Source organism: Labilibaculum filiforme (genome assembly GCF_002843315.1).
Taxonomy (GTDB): domain Bacteria; phylum Bacteroidota; class Bacteroidia; order Bacteroidales; family Marinifilaceae; genus Labilibaculum; species Labilibaculum filiforme.
Window position 1 is genome coordinate 134,318 of the sequence record NZ_MVDD01000005.1, and the last position, 18,883, is coordinate 153,200.

General features: G+C 35.2%; 14 protein-coding genes, 1 tRNA gene and 1 riboswitch. Of the genes, 5 read left to right on the plus strand and 10 right to left on the minus strand.

The features are described from left to right. Positions 1-51: 51 nt before the first annotated feature. Positions 52-264: riboswitch (cobalamin riboswitch) on the minus strand. Positions 265-881: 617 nt separating this feature from the next. Next, entirely contained in the window at positions 882-1,361 is a 480-nt protein-coding gene (locus BZG02_RS20815) for a LytR/AlgR family response regulator transcription factor (RefSeq protein WP_180335679.1), read from the minus strand. Between the two features lie 448 nt (positions 1,362-1,809). On the opposite strand from BZG02_RS20815, the gene BZG02_RS08715 reads away from it, so the two are divergent. Both BZG02_RS08715 and BZG02_RS08720 read left to right on the plus strand, forming a co-directional pair. Beyond that, a complete protein-coding gene (locus BZG02_RS08715) occupies positions 1,810-2,217 on the plus strand; it encodes a hypothetical protein (RefSeq protein ID WP_101261036.1) in 408 nt (135 codons plus the stop codon). Positions 2,218-2,394: 177 nt separating this feature from the next. Beyond that, the gene (locus tag BZG02_RS08720) at positions 2,395-4,203 is read left to right on the plus strand and encodes a serine hydrolase domain-containing protein (RefSeq protein WP_180335680.1); all 1,809 of its coding nucleotides are present in this window, start codon (positions 2,395-2,397) and stop codon (positions 4,201-4,203) included. 454 nt (positions 4,204-4,657) lie between these two features. Here BZG02_RS08720 and BZG02_RS08725 read toward each other — a convergent pair. The 5 genes from BZG02_RS08725 to BZG02_RS08745 form a co-directional block, all read right to left on the minus strand. Further along, positions 4,658-4,729, minus strand: a tRNA-Arg gene (locus BZG02_RS08725). Positions 4,730-4,813: 84 nt separating this feature from the next. Further along, the gene (recO, locus tag BZG02_RS08730) at positions 4,814-5,548 is read right to left on the minus strand and encodes a DNA repair protein RecO (RefSeq protein ID WP_101261038.1); all 735 of its coding nucleotides are present in this window, start codon (positions 5,546-5,548) and stop codon (positions 4,814-4,816) included. A gap of 249 nt (positions 5,549-5,797) precedes the next feature. After that, positions 5,798-8,080: a type IX secretion system anionic LPS delivery protein PorZ gene (gene porZ / locus BZG02_RS08735; RefSeq protein ID WP_101261039.1), complete on the minus strand. Its 2,283-nt coding sequence runs from the start codon at positions 8,078-8,080 to the stop codon at positions 5,798-5,800. 50 nt (positions 8,081-8,130) lie between these two features. Continuing rightward, positions 8,131-8,712, minus strand: coding sequence for a non-canonical purine NTP diphosphatase (locus BZG02_RS08740; protein WP_101261040.1), 582 nt, complete (start codon positions 8,710-8,712; stop codon positions 8,131-8,133). A 78-nt stretch (positions 8,713-8,790) separates the two neighbouring features. Beyond that, positions 8,791-9,618, minus strand: a complete 828-nt coding sequence (locus tag BZG02_RS08745) for a universal stress protein (protein WP_101261041.1) — start codon at positions 9,616-9,618, stop codon at positions 8,791-8,793. A gap of 193 nt (positions 9,619-9,811) precedes the next feature. Between BZG02_RS08745 and BZG02_RS08750 the strand changes: the two genes are divergently transcribed. Both BZG02_RS08750 and BZG02_RS08755 read left to right on the plus strand, forming a co-directional pair. After that, the gene (locus BZG02_RS08750) at positions 9,812-11,329 is read left to right on the plus strand and encodes an adenylate/guanylate cyclase domain-containing protein (protein ID WP_101261042.1); all 1,518 of its coding nucleotides are present in this window, start codon (positions 9,812-9,814) and stop codon (positions 11,327-11,329) included. A gap of 159 nt (positions 11,330-11,488) precedes the next feature. Continuing rightward, positions 11,489-12,712, plus strand: coding sequence for an aminotransferase-like domain-containing protein (locus tag BZG02_RS08755; RefSeq protein WP_101261043.1), 1,224 nt, complete (start codon positions 11,489-11,491; stop codon positions 12,710-12,712). Positions 12,713-13,117: 405 nt separating this feature from the next. Here BZG02_RS08755 and BZG02_RS08765 read toward each other — a convergent pair whose 3' ends face one another. The 4 genes from BZG02_RS08765 to BZG02_RS08780 all read right to left on the minus strand — a co-directional run bounded on the left by BZG02_RS08765 (position 13,118) and on the right by BZG02_RS08780 (position 17,103). Beyond that, positions 13,118-14,134, minus strand: coding sequence for a branched-chain amino acid aminotransferase (locus BZG02_RS08765; protein WP_101261045.1), 1,017 nt, complete (start codon positions 14,132-14,134; stop codon positions 13,118-13,120). Between the two features lie 64 nt (positions 14,135-14,198). Continuing rightward, positions 14,199-15,002, minus strand: a complete 804-nt coding sequence (locus BZG02_RS08770; protein ID WP_101261046.1) for a DUF2797 domain-containing protein — start codon at positions 15,000-15,002, stop codon at positions 14,199-14,201. Between the two features lie 11 nt (positions 15,003-15,013). Continuing rightward, a complete protein-coding gene (locus BZG02_RS08775) occupies positions 15,014-15,520 on the minus strand; it encodes a peroxiredoxin family protein (protein WP_101261047.1) in 507 nt (168 codons plus the stop codon). Positions 15,521-15,846: 326 nt separating this feature from the next. Further along, a complete protein-coding gene (locus tag BZG02_RS08780; RefSeq protein ID WP_101261048.1) occupies positions 15,847-17,103 on the minus strand; it encodes a peptidase U32 family protein in 1,257 nt (418 codons plus the stop codon). Positions 17,104-17,632: 529 nt separating this feature from the next. Between BZG02_RS08780 and BZG02_RS08785 the strand changes: the two genes are divergently transcribed. Then, entirely contained in the window at positions 17,633-18,559 is a 927-nt protein-coding gene (locus BZG02_RS08785) for a serine hydrolase (RefSeq protein ID WP_101261049.1), read from the plus strand. The last annotated feature ends 324 nt before the right edge of the window (positions 18,560-18,883 follow it).

Here is an 18,883-nt window from a genome sequence, read left to right on the forward strand (position 1 = left end):
TGAACACACACGCAAGTCCAATACATAAACTTCGATTCCCGGAAGCAAAATGATATTAGTTACGACTTGGCAGGTCTCCTGACTTATCTCAGTTTTTACAGCCTTCCCCCCTTTACGAGAGTGGCTTGCGGTGTAAAAACCATATTCTGCACATTGCAGAATGAGATTTACAGTAGCGGGTACTGTTCCGGTTTCTCACCGGATTCCCTTTTCATTCCCTCCAACGATAGTTCGAGTAGAACACCAAAATCGAGACAAATGTATACTGTTTTTTTTAATATCCTGTTAAAGAAATATTTAAATCATCCTGTTTTTAAACACAAGCCTTACAGAAAATGAATTTTGAAATTTATCTGCCATTATTATTGATTTTCACCCCGTAGAAACGCAATTTATCGCGTCTAAAATGACAATCAGTTCTAATAAAATCCAATCCATAAAAATTCCCAAAACATAAAAAAAGCGATGAATCGCGTCTCTACGAGATTTGATTTCCATGCATACAAAAATGAATTGTTGAAAAATCTAAAAAAATGGAAAACATTTTACGAAACAGCTCAACTAAAAAAAAACAAAACCCTCATAATCATATGATTATGAGGGTTTTTAGTAGCCCCAACAGAACCCAATTTAGAACTCATAAACAACTCTTTATTAGTTTTTTGTGTGGTTTTTCTCAGGTGAAAATCCCCTTATTTGTCCCCCTTATAAATATTCATTGAATATTGGGTTTTACGGCAATCTCTCTAATTAATCTAAATAAATTGCTATCAAGTTTTACCTTTTTAGACAGTCTGACGTACCGGCTATGCAGCGTAAGTTTGTGTTGCACCTGTGGCAAGCCTATGATGTATGAGCCATTGTGTGGCTGGGGTTGTTAGTTAATTTGACGCATTATTATTCAACAATTCTTTAACTTCTTTTCGATAGCTTCTGCCAATATTTAGCCTAATATCATCTACTAAAACTTCATCAAGAGAATGTTCTTTAATTCTATCAGTATTGATTATAAATGAACGGTGAATTCTTAAAAAAGTATCGGGTAATCTTTCCGATAGTCGACTTATTTTCTCTTTGCTTGTAATTTCTTTGTTGCTAGTAATCACCTTGATATAATCCGATAAGCTTTCGATGTAAACAATATCGTCGTAGGCTATTTTGGTCATTTTTCGATTAGACATGATTTTAAGAAATGATTTCTTCATTTTCTCTTTTTCCTCCAAAAGTTGTTGAATTACTTGTTGGTTTTCATTTATTTGATTAAACATCAAGAGAAACGAACCAACAAATACCAGCAAATACAATACAACTGCTAAAAGCATCGGTTTAGCAGCATCAGTATCCAAACTTTGATAATTCATATTTACCAAGAAGAAAAAAGTAAACAATAAAACCAACATTTCGAGGTAAAACGAAATAATAGCTGTGCAAAAAGTATAAAATGCAAACCTCCTGTACCTTTTTGTAAAGTAAAATCTAGGTACAAGCACATAGTTGAAAAAATAAGAGGTCCCTATAACAACTAGAAAAATCATGCTCACGAAGTAAAAGGCATTGATCCTGTCTTCCCACGAAAATCCGAATGCTCGGATTAGAACGAGTAAAACAAAAATCCAATAAGCAATATGTAAATGAATATTTTTTGGTTTTTTATACATTCTATTTAATTATTTCGGGCTAATTTCGGCAAAGATATCGTTATTACCATTTAGTGTCGACAAACAACCGATTAAGAAGCGGATTCGACCTTGATAGATTTACTTATCTCACATAATTTGGCAGAAGTATTAATTGCAAATTTACTTATTTATGAAAGATTTATTTATTACGGGAGGATCTTTTTTTATGTGGGTTCTAACTCTTTTATTAATTATTACAGTTGCTTGGATTATTTATCATTTTATACTTGCTTACAGTTCCAAACAAACAGATAAAGCGGTTCTATTACGAAAGCTTGGATACGGAAAATCAATTGGACTATTTGCACTAATGAGTGGAATTTTGGGTCAAATGTTTGGATTTTTTAGCATGTTTATAATATTGGAAGAAGGAGTAGCAAAATCAATTAATTATGCGCCATCAGCAATATTTGAAGGACTAGAAACTACTACAATTGTTCCATCTTATGGAATTCTCATTTATCTTTTGTCACTATTGTTATGGTTTTCATCATCAATATTGATTGAGAAAAAGCAAGAAAATCAGTATTCCGCTTAAGCTCCCTATCAATTTTTAAATACTTCAATATGCGTTCTCGGTCTGCCAACCGACGGGCATCCTATACCCTAACATTTAATTTTTAAATCAAATATTATGAAACACTTACTTATTGCATTTCTAATTCTATATTTATTTTTTTCATTCGAGAATAAAATATATTCTCAAAATACAGATGTGCTACCAATTGATTTAAACACTTGGATCGATTCTCAATTTACGGAAGGCTTAGATTCCCTTAATATTGCAGGGGCTACCATAGTTTTAATGCAGGGAGATTCAATTCTTCATATAAAAGGTTATGGCGTAGAAGACATTGAATCCAAAACGCCTGTGAGTAGTCGCTCTTCTATCTTTGAAATTGGCTCTATTTCAAAAACGTTTGTAGGTACAGCTGTCATGAAATTAGTTGAGGTTGGACTGTTAGATTTGGATCGGGATGTTAATAATTATCTCAAATCCTTTCAATTAGCATATAAATTCAACGACTCGATTACCATAAGACATCTTTTAACGCATACGGCTGGGTTTGATGATTGCAATATAGGCACTATAGCTCATGCTGAGGAAGATATAATTCCCTTAGCCCAATATATAGAAAAACGAATGTCACCACAGATACGCCCTTCAGGTAAGGTCATATCGTATTCTAATAAGGGTTATGCCTTACTAGGGCTCATTGTTGAAGAAGTAACTGGCATACCCTTTCATGAGTACGTTAGAAAAATGATTTTGCAACCCTTGGAAATGAATTATAGTGGTTATAGACGACAAGCCGAACTCAAAGAAAACTACGTTACCAGTTACTTGCAAAAGAACGAGCAACTAATTCCATACGAGCCTGCCTTTCATCACTTCTACCCCGCATCCTCATTTCGATCAACAGCTAATGACATGGGGCACTACATATCTATGTTTCTGAATAATGGGGAATTTAATGGAGTTCAAATTTTAGATTCCACCACTGTTATTAAAATGCATCAAACAGGATTTAAGCACTACAAAAAGGCTAATTTCGGTTGGCTGTTAGGTTTTGAGGATTCGCATTGGTATGAAATAAGAACGGTTAGTCATAGTGGTGGCATTCAAGGTTTTTCTAGTCAATTAACATTGATACCGGAAAAAAATTTAGGTTTGTTTATTTCTGTCAATTCTTCGAATTTTTACCAACAGAAAAGTCGAGTATTTATGGATAAATTTAGTAACGATTTGTTTACACGACTCATTCCAGAATGTTTGGTTAAAAAAGAAAAGGCAACAGTTTCGCCCAAGGTGGGCGCTGTTGATGAACCATTAGAGATATTTACCGGCACGTATCGATTTACAAGATATGCACATACAACTTTCGATAAAGTGAGTGTTTTAGTTGGATTGACGCCTGAAATTGAAATTGTATCAAAAGATAATACACTTGAAATAGTAGAATGGAACGATAAACTTGTTCCTATATCCGATTTAACATTCCATTCAATATATGATAGATACTTAGCTTTTGGCAAGAATACGAAAGGCGAAATTTCTTATTTTTTTACAGATTCTTATTCTTACCAGAAATTAAAATGGTACGAACCTATTAAATTTCAACGTTTATGGATAGGTAGTATTGTCCTTTTTCTATTGTTTTATATAATTACAAGTGTAGTGCGTAAACTATTTGTGCGCAACAGAAACAGTCATTTGCTTAAAAAAATCAATTTTTCGCTAGCCTCTTTAGTTCTCCTTTTTATTGCAGTGCTTTCTTATGCTTTATTTACCACCGACCCTTTTGAATTTTTCTACGGAATACCTTTGCTCATTAAAATGGCATTAGTGATCCCTTTTTTAATTATTCCATTGGAATTTGCTTCAGTATACTTAGTGATAAAAGCCTTTAGATATAAGGAGCTGAAAACTTCCGATTTAATTTATCAATCTGTAATTGTTGTTGCAACTTTGCTATTTATTCCTTGGTTAATGTATTATAATTTAATTGGTTTCAATTATTAAGAAATGGGAATAACACTCCCCTGCTTTGCGAAGTTAAAAACTTCGAAGAGCAGGGGTAATATGATTGTTACAATGTATGGGATACTACTCGCTATTATAAAGGATTCTTAAGAATTATTTATCCAGATCTTATCTAGTTCCTATCTCGATCACTTATCCCGCTTCCATATCGATCATTTACCCTACTTAAACGATCTTTTTGATAGCAAAACAAATCAATTTGGCAGCTAAATAACGGAATGTAAATTAAGCTGGTTTTCCCAATTCTAAAGGACTTTCAGAGTAAATGAATAAATTGTAAGGGTTTGGCATATTTAAGCAGTTAACTGGTTATAACATGCCTAAATTGTTTTCAAAAGGAGTAATATTTTTTTAATAATTTGCTAGTTCAGAATGGAACTAAAACAGCATTAAAATGAAAATACTGATAATCGTTTGATTATCAGTATTTTAGTAGCCCCAACAGGACTCGAACCTGTATCTAGTGTTTAGGAAACACTTGTTCTATCCCTTGAACTATGGGGCCAAAGAACATGCAAAAATATTCAAATCTTGCTAATCAGCAAAACAATTGCAAAAAGGATTCAAATAAATAAACTGCATCGCCGAATTATTGCTCCTCCTGAAACAGTTCGTAAAGGACAAATAAAGATTTTAAATTGCTAAAACCATCAATTTGGAGCGCGTAAAAGTTCAAAATTGCTCGCAAAAGAACATCCAACTCCTCCTTATTCATTTTTAGATCGTTAACACGATCAATTGAAGTAGAGAATAAAGAATAAAGCCTTCCACTTACCTCTTTTTCGAGACAGTGAGCATGCTTCCTCTCCTCCACTACAAATAAGCCATTATCTAAATCGAAAAAGGCATTTTGATCGGACCAATTAAGTTGTGGATAAAAACCAAGAAAACCGCTTAGCTTACTTAAAAAATACAAATGAAATCGTCCGATTGGCTCTTCACTCAAGTCGAGGTAACGAATACTATTATACAGAAATACAAATAGTTCCTGATTCTGCTCTTCTTCTCGAAGTACTTTCGAACATACTTCAGTTAGAAACAAAACCATAGTACTCTTGTACACATCAAAAACCAAATTATTAAGATTCTCGCAAAGCCGAACCTCCTTTAACGACTGAATATTCTTTCCTTCGCGATGATAAACTTCCATTTCCAAGAGAAAAAACGGCCGAAATAAATTACTTTTCCTACTTGATTTCTTAGACCTTCCGCCTTTTACCATATACGTTTGTCGACCAAACTTTTCGGTATACACCTGAACAATCAAGCTGGTTTCTCCATACTTAATCTGATTCAGAACAATGCCTTTGGTCTTATGAATCATATTCTTTACAATTAATGCATGTACATTTTAAACATTCCATAATTATCGCAATACATATCTTTTTGTAAACAAGCTATTAGCCATTAGCTTTTCATATTTCACTGAAGTCAGAAGCATCAACAAATTAAGTCTTGAGCTACAAATTGTGATATTTTTCTTGATACTCTCGAATCTTACTGCTTCACAATTTTTAAGCTAAAACTAGTTTACTTACAGCCAACAAGAACTCAAGCATAAATTGAATCACTTTTAATTAATGAACAACAATTTAATCACTTTCGATTTAGAACCATCGGAATTGGAACAGAAAATTAAATACACTCCAGTGTGAACACGCGATCCGTTAAAATTGCGTCCGTCCCAAATAAACTGCCCGCCTTCCGATTCTCCTTCCATCACCAAATTCCCGCTAATATCGGTGATTTTCACCGTCGATTCGGCAATTAAACCGCTTACAACAACATCTCCGTGATAAGTTTCTCGAACCGGATTCGGATACACATACAAATTGTTGTACGATTCATTTCCCGCAGTAACTTCCCCTTTGTAGGAAACCATTCCTTTATCAGTAATAAAAAAGACTTCGCCTGTTTTGGGATTTACACTTATTTTGTCGACCGCATTGGAAGGCAATGGGCTATTTTCACTTGTAAAATGAGCCAATTGCTCATCACCATTTTCTGATATCAGGAAAGCTCCCGTATTTGCCGTTCCCATCCATTTTTGATTGGCACCATTTATAGCGATGGTATTCACACTCTCGGTTCCCAATAAAAATTGGGTAGAGCCATCAATACTAATAATTGGTTGGTAAGCAAAAAAATCTCCCGTTCTAAAAATAGTTCCAGGATTGGAATAAACCGCAACACCATTCGAAGTTCCCACCCACACATCGCCCGTATCATCTTCTATTACATCGAAAACTTTCGAACTAATGATCGAATTATTTTCGTCACGAATCAAAAAGGAAGCAATTGCATCATCGTCCTGATTGGCGAGTGTTCCATTTTCATTAAACGCAAAAAGGCTTTGTCCGGGAGCACTTAAAACCCATTTATCGCCATTATCCAGACACAGAATTTTTTGCATATCTACTCGATTGGCAAGTGCCGTATACGTCAAGCTCGTCCATTCCTCCTCCATGGAACGAACTTTTACCGGAGCCGACGAATTAGCATCTAAAATCCATAGCATACCATCCTCATCCGAATCCATTCCACTTATTCCTTTCGTTCCCAATGGCGAGTTCTCAAAATTCCAATTGGCTTGATATTCTTTATCTTCAAATACAAATATTCCAGCCCCCCAACTAGCAACATAAACCAAGGACGGTTCTCTTTTATTCCCGGCTAATAAATGCAAATCCATTTTATTCTGAAAAGCTGTTGTATTTTCTTTCGAGTAGTTATTCCATTCCTGATCTTCGAACAAAAACAATCCTGCAAGTTCTCCTAATCCTTCATTAGTCGCACCAGTACCACCAGCAACCGCCCAGGTTTGCTCGGCAACTGAAAATAGGTTCGTGATAGAACCACTTAGCGGACCATCTGGCTTAATTGTAATTGCTCCAGTCGTACTTATTTCGCACAATGACTTCTGATTATCCGCAACAAAGCTTCTCCCCTCCACTTCCAAAACGTCCCTTATTTCGGTAAGACCAGAATAATTTACGGATGTTTTTTCATTCCCATTCGAACTAAATATCCGAGTTTTATCGGTCTGCACCACCCACAATTCATTATTCATCTCCCTTAAAGAATAAACTTTTGCAAAACTCCCCGAAAAACTTACCCACGCTCCATTGCTAGTTTGATACAACTCACTTGCCGTTTCGGATACAAATCTACTTGCGATTACTGTTTCCTCTACAAGTACCAAATGCTCACATTCTTTTTGATAATCAGGCAATCCTATCTCTCGACTCCAATTATTAAAATCGGATAAATTCGAGCCCGTTAACGAAGCTGTGTAAATTCCCTGATTGGTTGCTGCCCAAATTTTATTGGCATTAATCGCAATATCATTTACTCGTAAATTCCCGCCATCGCTAACAATAAAATAGGTGTCGGCCACTTCTTTTTTATCCAAATTAATCGCTACAATCCCAAAATTTGTTGCCAAATACACCAAATCAGCAGTGCTAACAATTGCATTAATCGACTTGTCTTCAATGAGTCCAAACTTTTTAATATCTGCAATATTTGAAATCACTCCCTTCGATATAATATCCAGATTACCACTTTTATAAGCTACAATTAAGCTTTCCGAACCTTCGTGCCAGCCTATGGCTGAAATTTCCGATTCCGATAAGCCTTTTGTTTTGCTGTAAGCAACAATTTCGTTATCGTTTAGGGAATAGGAGAACAAACCCGATTCACTTAAACAATACAAACTTTCGCCGCCTTTTAACAAGCTCTTTGCTTTTTGATATGGCAAATGCTCCCTCCATTCCCCAATCTTTATCTGGCTTTGACCATTACTGATAAGTAGTAAAAATAAAAAAGTGAAAACGGAAAGGAATCGTTGAATCATACTTTACCAGTACTAAATTATACGTAAACGAAATATTTAAATACAAGAAATTAATTGTGAAGACTCAATAAGTAAGTCACCAATTTTTGAACCGCCAAACCTCGGTGACTAATTCTATTTTTCTCCTTCATATCCATTTCTGCAAACGAAATTCCATATCCGCCTGGCTCAAAAATTGGATCGTAACCAAACCCATCAATTCCTCGCTCTTTTTCAAGGATATTTCCTGAAACAATCCCTTCAAACTGCACCTCCTTACCATCAATTATTAAGGAGATTACGGTTCTAAACCTAGCTTTTCTATTTTTCACACCTTTTAGGTTCTCCAAAACCTTTTTCATATTGGCTTTTGCGTCCTTTTCTTCTCCTGCATAACGGGCAGAATACACTCCAGGCTCATTGTTCAAAGCTTCTATTTCCAAACCGGTATCATCTGCAAAACAATTCACATTAAATTTATCGAAAACGTATCGAGCCTTTTGACTAGCGTTTTCTTCCAGCGTTTCATAATCTTCAGGAATCTCCTCCTTGCAGTTAATAGCTGCCAGGCTTAACAGTTCCATCTCTTGGCCTAAAAGATTTTGAAGTTCCTTAAGTTTATTTAGGTTATTAGTTGCAAATACAAGCTTCATACTGTGTCTTAATTTTAGGATATAAAAAAACAACGGCTATATAACCGTTGTTCAAATATATAAATTCCAATTCATGCTTTAATAAAAACTGCCATATTTGGCAAGATCTGTTCGTGGATTTACACACATTACAGGAATATGAGCCGAATTTGCAATCACAAACTGCTCATGTGCTCCTAACATATAATCCTGAAAAGAAATATTTTTTGTTGTCATGATTAAAATGATATCTGCTTCAATTTTCTTAGCAAATTCGACAGTTTCCATGGCAAAATCATTGCCTCCGTCCGCAGTATCAATCTCATAATCGATGCCTCTGTTTTCTAAATATTTTTTCGCAAATACTAAATTCGCTTTTGTTCTCTGAAGCATTTGTCCTTCAGGAATCTTAGGAGTAATTATCCGCATTTTTGCTTTAAAGAATTTACCTAAAAATTCGGCCCAGCTTAATTTCTCTTTATTTTCCTTTTTAAAGTCGACAGGTAACACTACCGAAGAGTACTTTTTATGAACTGGTGGTGCTTGAACCACAATAAATGGAACACGAGATCCAACAATCACCTTCAGCGCCCAGCTTCCGGTAAGTTTCTGCATTCCTTTAATACCATGTGTACCCATAAGTACTAACATGGAATTCATTTCTTTGGCAATATCATTAATAGACGTAAAGATACTTCCCTCACGAACAATTACTGCAGGGCGAACTCCCCTTTCCTTATCAATTTGCGCAACTGCCTTGGCCATATTGGCATTAGCTTCATCTAACTGAGAGCCTTTTTTGATAATGTGCAACAACGTAACCGTTGCATCTACATTCTCAGCAAATATTAAAGCGTGTTCCAATGCGTACTCCGCGACAATCGAAAAATCCCACGCCACTAGTATTGATCTCTTAATGTTTTCCATAGTTTATAGTAAAAGAGGATGGTCGTAAATAGTTTTAACATAACCGTGCTACAATTTAGCTAATTTCTACTAAACTAGCAAATTTTAACAACGACTCACATTATTCTGTATTAATTACAGCTAAAGTACATTATTTAAAATTTCTTGGCTATTTTTATTAACATTGTTTATCAGGAATTATAACTTACAACAAATGACCTTAGTACTATACAATGTAACACTCTTTCCAACAACTGATTGCATGCAATATCTACTTGTATCTTTAGGAGGAAATGCGTTCGATTTTATTTCTGAAAACATGATTGTTCTGGCTATTTTGCAATTATTCCTTATTGCTTTCATGTATTTATGGTTTAAATGGAAACTAATAAAACAAAAAAGAGAGATTGAAAATGAATTTTACGATAAAAATCAAGAGATAATTCTTCAAAAAGATAAGGCCGAAAAACTTCTTTCCAACTTATTACCCCAACAAACTGCCGAAGAATTACAATCTACCGGAAAAGTAAGTTCCCGAAGATTCAGAATGGTTACCGTTTTATTCTCGGATATTCATGGGTTCACCAAAATTGTGGAACAAATGAATCCAGAAGATCTGATTGATGAACTGGACAAATTTTTCATGCATTTCGATTCAATAGTTGATAAATTTAATATCGAAAAAATTAAAACCGTTGGGGATGCGTACATGTGTGCTGGTGGTATTCCCAATAAAAACAGAACAAATCCTATAGAAGTTATTTTGGCTGCAATGGAAATTCAACAGTACATGAAAAGCATGAAAATAAACTCGAAGGCAGGTAAGAAAGGCATTTGGGGATTGCGAATTGGAGTTCACACAGGTCCTGTAATTGCAGGGGTTGTAGGCACTAAAAAAGTTAGTTACGATATATGGGGCGATACAGTTAATACTGCCAGTAGAATGGAATCTTCGGGTTCGGTAAGCGAAATTAATATCTCGGGCATGACCTACATGTTAATTAAAGATTTCTTTATTTGTGAATACCGTGGAAGAATGCCCGTAAAATACAAAGGAAATATTGACATGTACTTTGTGAAGGGATTTAAGCCAAATATGTCGAGCGATTTAAAAGGATTAGTTCCTAATCAGCACTTTCTTACTCAATTTCAAATGCTTCGTTATGACGATTTGGAAGAAGCAATTCTTACTAAGCTAGAGAATGAATTGCCTAAGAATCTGTACTATCACAATTTAAAACATACCATTGATGTTATTACCGAAGTAGAAATAATTGGTAGAAAAGAAGGCATTTCGGATGCTGAAATGCTAACCATTAAAACCGCTGCATTGTTTCATGATTCCGGCTTTATTCTTTCCTATAACGAACATGAAGAATGTAGTGTGAAAATGGCGCGACACATTCTTCCCAAATATTTTTATTCCGAGCAACAAATCAACGAAGTTTCGAACCTAATTATGAATACGAAATTTCCACCGCAACCAAAAACTAAGCTGGAAAAGATAATATGTGATGCCGATTTGGATTATTTGGGTCGGACCGACTTTATTCCTGTTTCCGGCAACTTATACCGAGAACTAAAAGAACATGGCAGAATTAAAAGTATTGATGACTGGAATCGTCTACAAATAAAATTTATCGAAAACCATCAATACTTTACAGAAACTGCTCGTAACATGAGAGATGTAAATAAAATACGCCAGCTCGATAAACTTCGCGAACTGATTTAATTGATTTTCATTTTTTTCAGGCTTATTGATTATAAATTACAAGCTAAAAGCCTTTTTTATTTTCAATTTCGTTGTTTTAGCCAGCAAAACAATGTAAATTTAATAGTAGAATACTACAGAAGTATTTCATCTAAAAAACAATTTTAAAAAGGGGAAATAATGATTACAAATCTTGAAGACATTCTTTCTGATAGTGCTAAAGGCATGAAACGATCTGTTATCAGAGAGTTACTAAAATTGACACAAAAACCGGAAATTATCTCTTTTGCCGGCGGGCTTCCCGCTCCAAGCACCTTTCCTATTCAAGAATTAAAGCAAATAAGCAATGAAGTTTTAGAGGAAGATGGACTTGCGGCCTTGCAATATGGAGCTACCGAAGGAGATACTAAACTTCGGGAAATTCTTACCAAAAGATATCAGCAACAAGGACTAAAAATTTCCACCGAAAACCTGGTAATTCTTACTTCATCGCAACAAGGACTCGATTTAGCTGGAAAAATATTTCTGAACCGGGGAGATAAATTTATTTGCGGATTACCAAGCTATTTAGGTGCTTTAGGTGCTTTTTCAAGCTATGGAGGTATTCCAGTTGGAATTAAATTTGATGAGTTTGGAATGCGTTCCGACTTGCTTGAAGCAACTTTAGCTGCGATGTTAAAGGAAGGAACACTACCAAAATTCATTTATGTAATTCCTGATTTTCAGAACCCTGCTGGCATTACCATGCCTGAATTTCGAAGACTGGAAATCATTTCAATAGCCAAAAAATATAATATTCTTATCGTTGAAGATAGTCCTTACCGAGAATTACGATTCGAAGGGAAAGCACAAAAAATGATGTTCGAACTAGATAATTCGGGACATGTAATTACATTGGGAACCTTCTCAAAGATATTCGTGCCTGGTTTTAGAATTGGTTGGGTAATTGCTCACGAAACCATTATCGACAAATTTGTGAAAGCAAAACAATCGACTGATTTATGCACTTCGGCGTTTGTTCAGAAAATAGCAGCCAGCTATTTAGAAAAAGGGCTTTTCGATAAAAATTTGAAAACCATTATTGAGATGTATCACCGCAAACGTGATATTATGCTGGCAGCCTTTGAAGAATTTATGCCAAAAGGTGTTAGCTGGACAAAACCTGAGGGTGGTTTGTTTCTTTTTCTTAACTTACCGGAAGATATGGATGCCAAAGATCTTTTTGAAATTGCTATTCAAAAAAATGTTGCATTCGTATTAGGTTCGGCTTTCCACTGCGATGGAAGTGGTAAAAATACAATGAGAATCAACTTTTCGTATGTAGATGAAGAACACAGCAGAATTGGAGTGCAACGCCTAGCAGCATCTATTAAATTGTTGATGAATAACAAAGTAAATGCGTAACGGTTTGATCCTTTTTAATGGAATCAAACACATTTTTTTAGTATTTATAAATCCTAATTCTCACCTTACATTGAGATTAGAGGGAATTCCGTTTGGAATTCCCTCTTTATTTGTAACAATACCTTGTGCCCTACCACAAGCATTTAAACATGAAGATATTACAAATTCAAAATAACTTATTGAAAATATCACTACAGAACAACAGCAAAAAAAATTGAAACCCTTTTGATTCCTATTTCATAATACAGGAAAAATGTATTGGCTCCTTCGTTTTCTCCGTGGCAAAAAAAACATGCTTTAATCTAGAAGTAAGCACTTAAAAAAACTCAATAAAAAAAGAGGAAATCCAAAATTGAAATTTCCTCTTTATATGTTTATATAGTTGACTAACTGTCAATTATATTCTTAGAATTCGATAATTGTATTCCAATTGTGTTTGTCTTCAACCGTTCCGTACTGAATTCCACGAAGCGTATTGTACAATTTTAAACTGGTTTCTCCTGCCTCATCGCCATAAAAATAATCTACTTTATTATCGGCATCAACAATTTTGCGAATTGGAGAAATTACAGCAGCGGTACCACAAGCTCCAGCTTCGGTAAAATCAGCTAATTCTTCCACTGTTACTTTTCTACGTTCCACAGTCATTCCCATATCTTCAGCAATCTGACACAAACTTTTGTTGGTGATCGATGGCAAAATAGAATTTGATTTTGGAGTTACGTAAGAATTATCTTTAATTCCAAAGAAGTTAGCAGGACCACATTCGTCGATGTATTTTTTTTCTTTTGCATCTAAAAATAATACTGCAGAAAATCCTTCCTTATGTGCACGAGTTCCTCCACGAAGTGAAGAAGCATAGTTACCACCCACTTTAATTGTTCCTGTTCCTTGTGGAGCAGCACGATCGTATTCGCGATAAATCACGTAATCGGTTGGTTTGAATCCTTCTTTAAAGTATGGTCCAACTGGCATTACAAATACTGCAAAAGTATATTCAGGAGCTGGGTTTACACCAACTTGTGCTCCATTTCCGAAAAGTACCGGACGAATGTATAAAGAGGCTCCCGACTCGTATGGTGGAATCCATCTTTCATTCAATTTAATCGTTTTAATAACCGCTTCTTCGAATAAATCAATCGGCATTTCCGCCATCATAATACCATGAGAAGAAGATTGCATACGTTTCGCATTTTCATCGATACGAAATACTCTCACTTTTCCATCAGGACCTTTAAAAGCCTTTAAACCTTCAAATGCCTGCTGTCCGTAATGCAAGCCAGTAGCTGCAATATGTACATTTACCTGATCTGAAGAAGAAACTTCTAATTCTCCCCATTTTCCATCACGAAAGTGACAACGAACATTGTAATCGGTTTTAGTATAACCGAAACCAAATTGTTTCCAGTCTATGTTTTCCATCTTTAATTAAGAATTTTACGATTAGTAAAGAATATTTATTGTGTTTGTGTTTAATATAGCAAACTTAGTCTTCAACAGAAAGTTCAATAAGGTATCCACTGTGCTTTCTGATATTGAGAACTTTTCCGTCGTCAAAGATAAGATATTGTCCTTTAATTCCTTTTAAAATACCCGAGTATTCTTTCTCCTTTTCGAATCCAAAACTGACTATTTTTTCTGGTTGTAAAACCATTGGGTAAATCATTTCAAATACCTGATCTTCATCAGAAATATATTGTTGCAACTCTGGGTGTAATAGCTGAGAAGCTTTTTGTTTTTCGGATAACAAATCAACGCCATCAGCATTGTCTAATTTTAGCATTGCTCGCCAATTGGTTTTATCTGAGAAATGCTCTTTTAAGGCTACTTCGATAACACCTGCAATATGACGATTGGGTGTTTTGGCTAATTTTATTGCTTTGCTGGCTCCTTGATCCATCCATCGGGTAGGCACTTGTGATTCTCGTGTAACTCCAACTTTTAGGTTTCCAGAATAGGCCAGATATACAAAATGAGGCTGAAGCGTGTGCTTTTTTGACCATTCCATATCGCGAGAAATTCCTAAATACGAAAGATCCAATTCCGGACGAAGAATACTTGCGTCGGTCTGCGGAAGTGTGGTAAAACAGGAATAACAGTATCCTTGCGAGAAAGATGTTTTTGTTATTTTTCCACAATGAATACAATTAATTTGACCTAAATAAGTAAAGCTGAGCTTTTTACCTACCAAAGGATTCATTTCAACTAAATCCTCGCCTATTGGCAACTGATACTCAACTACATCCTTAAGATCAGTTCGCATTTTACTGATATTTCCTTGCTTTTGCATTCAATTCTCTTTTATAAATTCTCTTGAATCACTTTCATCATATGATCGAGTTCCTTCTGATTGAAGCCAACTCCCTGCCATATAATTTTTCCTGTTTTATCAACAATAAAGTTACGAGGAATGTATTGACTTGCAAATTTTGCATACACCTCACGTTTCGAATCGGGAGCGATGGGAAATGTAAAGCCTTTTTTCTTATTGAATTCCAGTAATTGTTCCTTGGTATGTTCGCGACCAATAGAAATCATTGCAAAATTTTCATTTTTAAATTTAGGCCATAACTGACTTTCAACTTCTGGCAGTTCTTTCATGCATGGTCCGCACCAGGTAGCAAAAAAATTAATCAGAACCACTTTTCCCTTTAAATCGCTGATAACAAATTCATTCCCATCCAAAGTAAGAACAGAAAAATTAGGAATCTGATCGCCATTTTTCAGCAAAGATCCTTGATAATCATCCTGTGCAAAAAGTGTTGTTGTAGCAATAATTGCCAACAGAGTAATGAATATTTTTTTCATGTTTTATTTTATTTACATCAATAACAATAGATCGTTAGATTTTAGATATGAGACATGAGACCGATTAACAATACATTCATTTCGAAATACATAACGAATTATTGTCAATAATATATTCTTTCCTTTTCCGTCGCGAATAACAATATTTCCTCAATTAAAATAATAGTGCGCGACGGTTTACAACTATTACCGATCACACAGGCCTGCCCTGTGCTATATTATACTTTTTCGACCTTTCAACTTTAGACTTTTCGACCTAAGACCTAAGACCTAAGACCTTTGACCTTTTAGACTTTAGACCTTTAGACCTTTAAACTCTTAAATTTCTACTGAATTAAATCGTTGGTAACCTCTACAATCTTATACAGTTTATCCGATCGGCGAATCATTGTATCCAGTGAAATGGAAAAACTATCTCCTTTCACAGCTTTTTCTACCGATTTTAAATCTACACGAATTTCTTTAATGGTAGTTTCAACTACACCAGTTGTTGGTCCGGTAATCAAAATATGATCGCCAACCTTTAATTCCTGCGATTCCAATAAAAACTCAGCCACTTTAATCTTGGCAAAGTAATTTGTGCCCTTGCCAATTAGCATTTTACGTTTGGTAGCACGGTTGCCGTACTCCTCACTCCACTCCCCAATTTTTTGTCCGAGATAATAACCATCCCAAAAACCTCGATTGAAAACAGTAGCCAAATTTGTCATCCATTGGTCAATTTTATCGCGAGTATAATCTCCTTCCAAATACGCATCGACTGCTTCGCTGTAGTTTTCGACCACTGTTTTTACATATTCGGGAGAGCGGGCTCGGCCTTCAAATTTCAAGACACGAACTCCTGCATCGAGCATTTTATTCAGAAAACCGATGGTGCACAAATCTTTGGGCGACATGATATATTCATTATCGATCTCGAGCTGATTTCCCGATTCCTTTTCGGTAACGATATAGGCTTTTCGACAAGTTTGCATGCATGCTCCGCGATTGGCAGAAGAATTTTTCTCGTGCAGACTCAAATAGCATTTTCCAGATACTGCCATGCACAATGCTCCGTGCGCAAACATCTCAATTTGAATCAGCTCCCCTTTCGGACCACGAATTTCCTCTTCAACAATTTGCTTATAGATAGCTGCCACCTGATTCAGATTTAATTCCCGGGCTAAAACTACTACGTCGGCAAATTGAGCATAGAACTTCACTGCTTCTATATTGGTAATGTTGCATTGTGTAGATATATGAACTTCTACATCGATGCTGCGGGCGTACATGATTGCAGAAACATCTGCAGCAATAATCGCTGTTACACCGCCTTCTTTTGCCGCATCAACAATTTTATGCATTACCTGTATATCATGATCGAACAAAACCGTATTCACTGTTAGGTACGACTTGATATTATTCTCTTTACAAATAGATGCAATATTGTGTAAATCTTCGATGGTAAAATTATTCGAAGATCTCGATCTCATATTCAACTGCTCAATGCCAAAATAAATAGAATTGGCTCCTCCTTGTATCGCTGCCATTAATGATTCGTAAGAACCAACCGGAGCCATTAACTCAATTTCGTTTCTCTTCATTTAAAAAATTCCCTTTCACTCGAAAAAATAAAAAACTTCCCTTGTAAGTTGATAATGCCTGTTAACAACAAAGCTTATCCAACAAACACTTTCTTTCTGATTCTCAGCAAAAGTAATCTTTATGAGCCATTCCTGCAAAACAAATAGGCAATCAAATGAAAGGCAAAACAATAATTCCAAAGCTTCCCAAGCACTCTCTTTTCGAATCAGAAAAATAAAAAAGAAAGTGCTATAATTTGAATAAAAAAACAGAAGTTGTTAATTTGAGTTAATTCCCGTTAATTGAAGTTAACGACACAAGCCAATCATCTATAATACTGAACATTACCTACTATTGCAATTATTTTAAAATAATGATGGAAACTCAAAAATGTTAGTACATTTGAGCAGTTCTCACTAATACATTTTAAGGGTCGCGATAGTTAAAAAATATGTAAATAAAACATTATACAATAATGTTATCGTGCGCAAAGCGCACTAAATTAGGGAAAGCAAGAATAAGTGTATATTTTAAAGGGAAGTTGATAGTATGAAAACGCGATTTATAGTAGTAACAGTTCTATTGGTTGTTGTATATTTTGGTTGTGCAAACAAATCGATTAATGAACAGGTTGTAAAAAAAGAAATGGCCTTACCGTTACGGTCAGCCGACCAAATAATTCCTTTGCAGGAACTAAAAAACAGCGATTTACAGAATAAACTCGATATAAAACTAAAAAAGAACAGCAAATGGAAACGTTTGATCGAAAATAAGAAAATGGCTGTTGGTTTAGTCGATTTACGAGATTTAGATAACATTCGATTTGCTAGCGTAAATGGCGATAATATCATGTACGCCGCTAGCTTGCCAAAAATTGCGGTTTTATTAGCAACCGCAGATGCTCTGGAAAAAGGAGAAATAGAAGAAACTCCAGCTATTTTGAGCGACATGAGACTTATGATGAGTCGATCGAATAATCAGGCAACTACCCGCTTAATTGACCTATTGGGATACGAAAAAATTAAGGATGTATTGATGGATCCTACCTACAAATTGTATGATGAAGAACAAGGTGGAGGCTTATGGGTTGGGAAAAGGTATGCAAAAACAGGAGCACGATATCCTGAACCTCTTAAAGGAATCAGCCATGCAGCAACTGCAGATCAGGTTTGTCGTTTTTATTATATGCTAATCAATGGGGAATTGGTTAGTCCTGATCGATCCAGTCAAATGTTAGAAATGATGGTAGATCCTGAAATTCATCACAAATTTGTAAATACCATCGAAAAAGTTCGTCCCAATGCCAAATTGTTCCGAAAATCAGGAACCTGGAAAAATTTTCATGCCGATTCGATATTGGTATGGGGAAAAGAGGATCGATTCATTCTAGTTGGTTTACTTCAAGATGATGATGGCGAAAGAATTTTGAGACAGCTGGTTTTAGAAGTTGAAGATGTATTAGACGATATAAACTAATCGTAAATTCCCTTTTTACTGTGCAGCAAACAGCTTCTAACTTATTTTTAAAATACTGAGAATCTGTTTTTTCTTCACCTAGATGCTTGAAAAATCAAGGTGAAATTTTGTTTTTCCCTGATCTCTAGTCCTTAAGTGACTAAATACTATGGGCAAAATAACTCCAAAGCATCTAACATCTTGATACTTACGATTGCTTTTGCAAACTACTTCGCTCCCGTTAAAATATTTTATTAAATTGAGAAAGAACTTAACATTTTTTCTCAATTTTGTTTTTTAATAAAATATCGTTTTAAACGTAAGGGTAACACAAGACTTTTAAAC

What these genes read in the sequence shown, in the direction of transcription:
- BZG02_RS08765 (WP_101261045.1), bottom strand. Translation starts at nt 14,134, where the DNA reads ATGGAAAACATAGACTGGAAACAATTTGGTTTCGGTTATACTAAAACC.
- BZG02_RS08775 (WP_101261047.1), bottom strand. Translation starts at nt 15,520, where the DNA reads ATGAAAAAAATATTCATTACTCTGTTGGCAATTATTGCTACAACAACA.
- BZG02_RS08770 (WP_101261046.1), bottom strand. Translation starts at nt 15,002, where the DNA reads ATGCAAAAGCAAGGAAATATCAGTAAAATGCGAACTGATCTTAAGGAT.
- recO (WP_101261038.1), bottom strand. Translation starts at nt 5,548, where the DNA reads ATGATTCATAAGACCAAAGGCATTGTTCTGAATCAGATTAAGTATGGA.
- BZG02_RS08785 (WP_101261049.1), top strand. Translation starts at nt 17,633, where the DNA reads ATGAAAACGCGATTTATAGTAGTAACAGTTCTATTGGTTGTTGTATAT.
- BZG02_RS08780 (WP_101261048.1), bottom strand. Translation starts at nt 17,103, where the DNA reads ATGAAGAGAAACGAAATTGAGTTAATGGCTCCGGTTGGTTCTTACGAA.
- BZG02_RS08745 (WP_101261041.1), bottom strand. Translation starts at nt 9,618, where the DNA reads ATGGAAAACATTAAGAGATCAATACTAGTGGCGTGGGATTTTTCGATT.
- BZG02_RS08740 (WP_101261040.1), bottom strand. Translation starts at nt 8,712, where the DNA reads ATGAAGCTTGTATTTGCAACTAATAACCTAAATAAACTTAAGGAACTT.
- BZG02_RS08755 (WP_101261043.1), top strand. Translation starts at nt 11,489, where the DNA reads ATGATTACAAATCTTGAAGACATTCTTTCTGATAGTGCTAAAGGCATG.
- BZG02_RS20815 (WP_180335679.1), bottom strand. Translation starts at nt 1,361, where the DNA reads ATGAATTATCAAAGTTTGGATACTGATGCTGCTAAACCGATGCTTTTA.
- BZG02_RS08750 (WP_101261042.1), top strand. Translation starts at nt 9,812, where the DNA reads ATGACCTTAGTACTATACAATGTAACACTCTTTCCAACAACTGATTGC.
- porZ (WP_101261039.1), bottom strand. Translation starts at nt 8,080, where the DNA reads ATGATTCAACGATTCCTTTCCGTTTTCACTTTTTTATTTTTACTACTT.
- BZG02_RS08715 (WP_101261036.1), top strand. Translation starts at nt 1,810, where the DNA reads ATGAAAGATTTATTTATTACGGGAGGATCTTTTTTTATGTGGGTTCTA.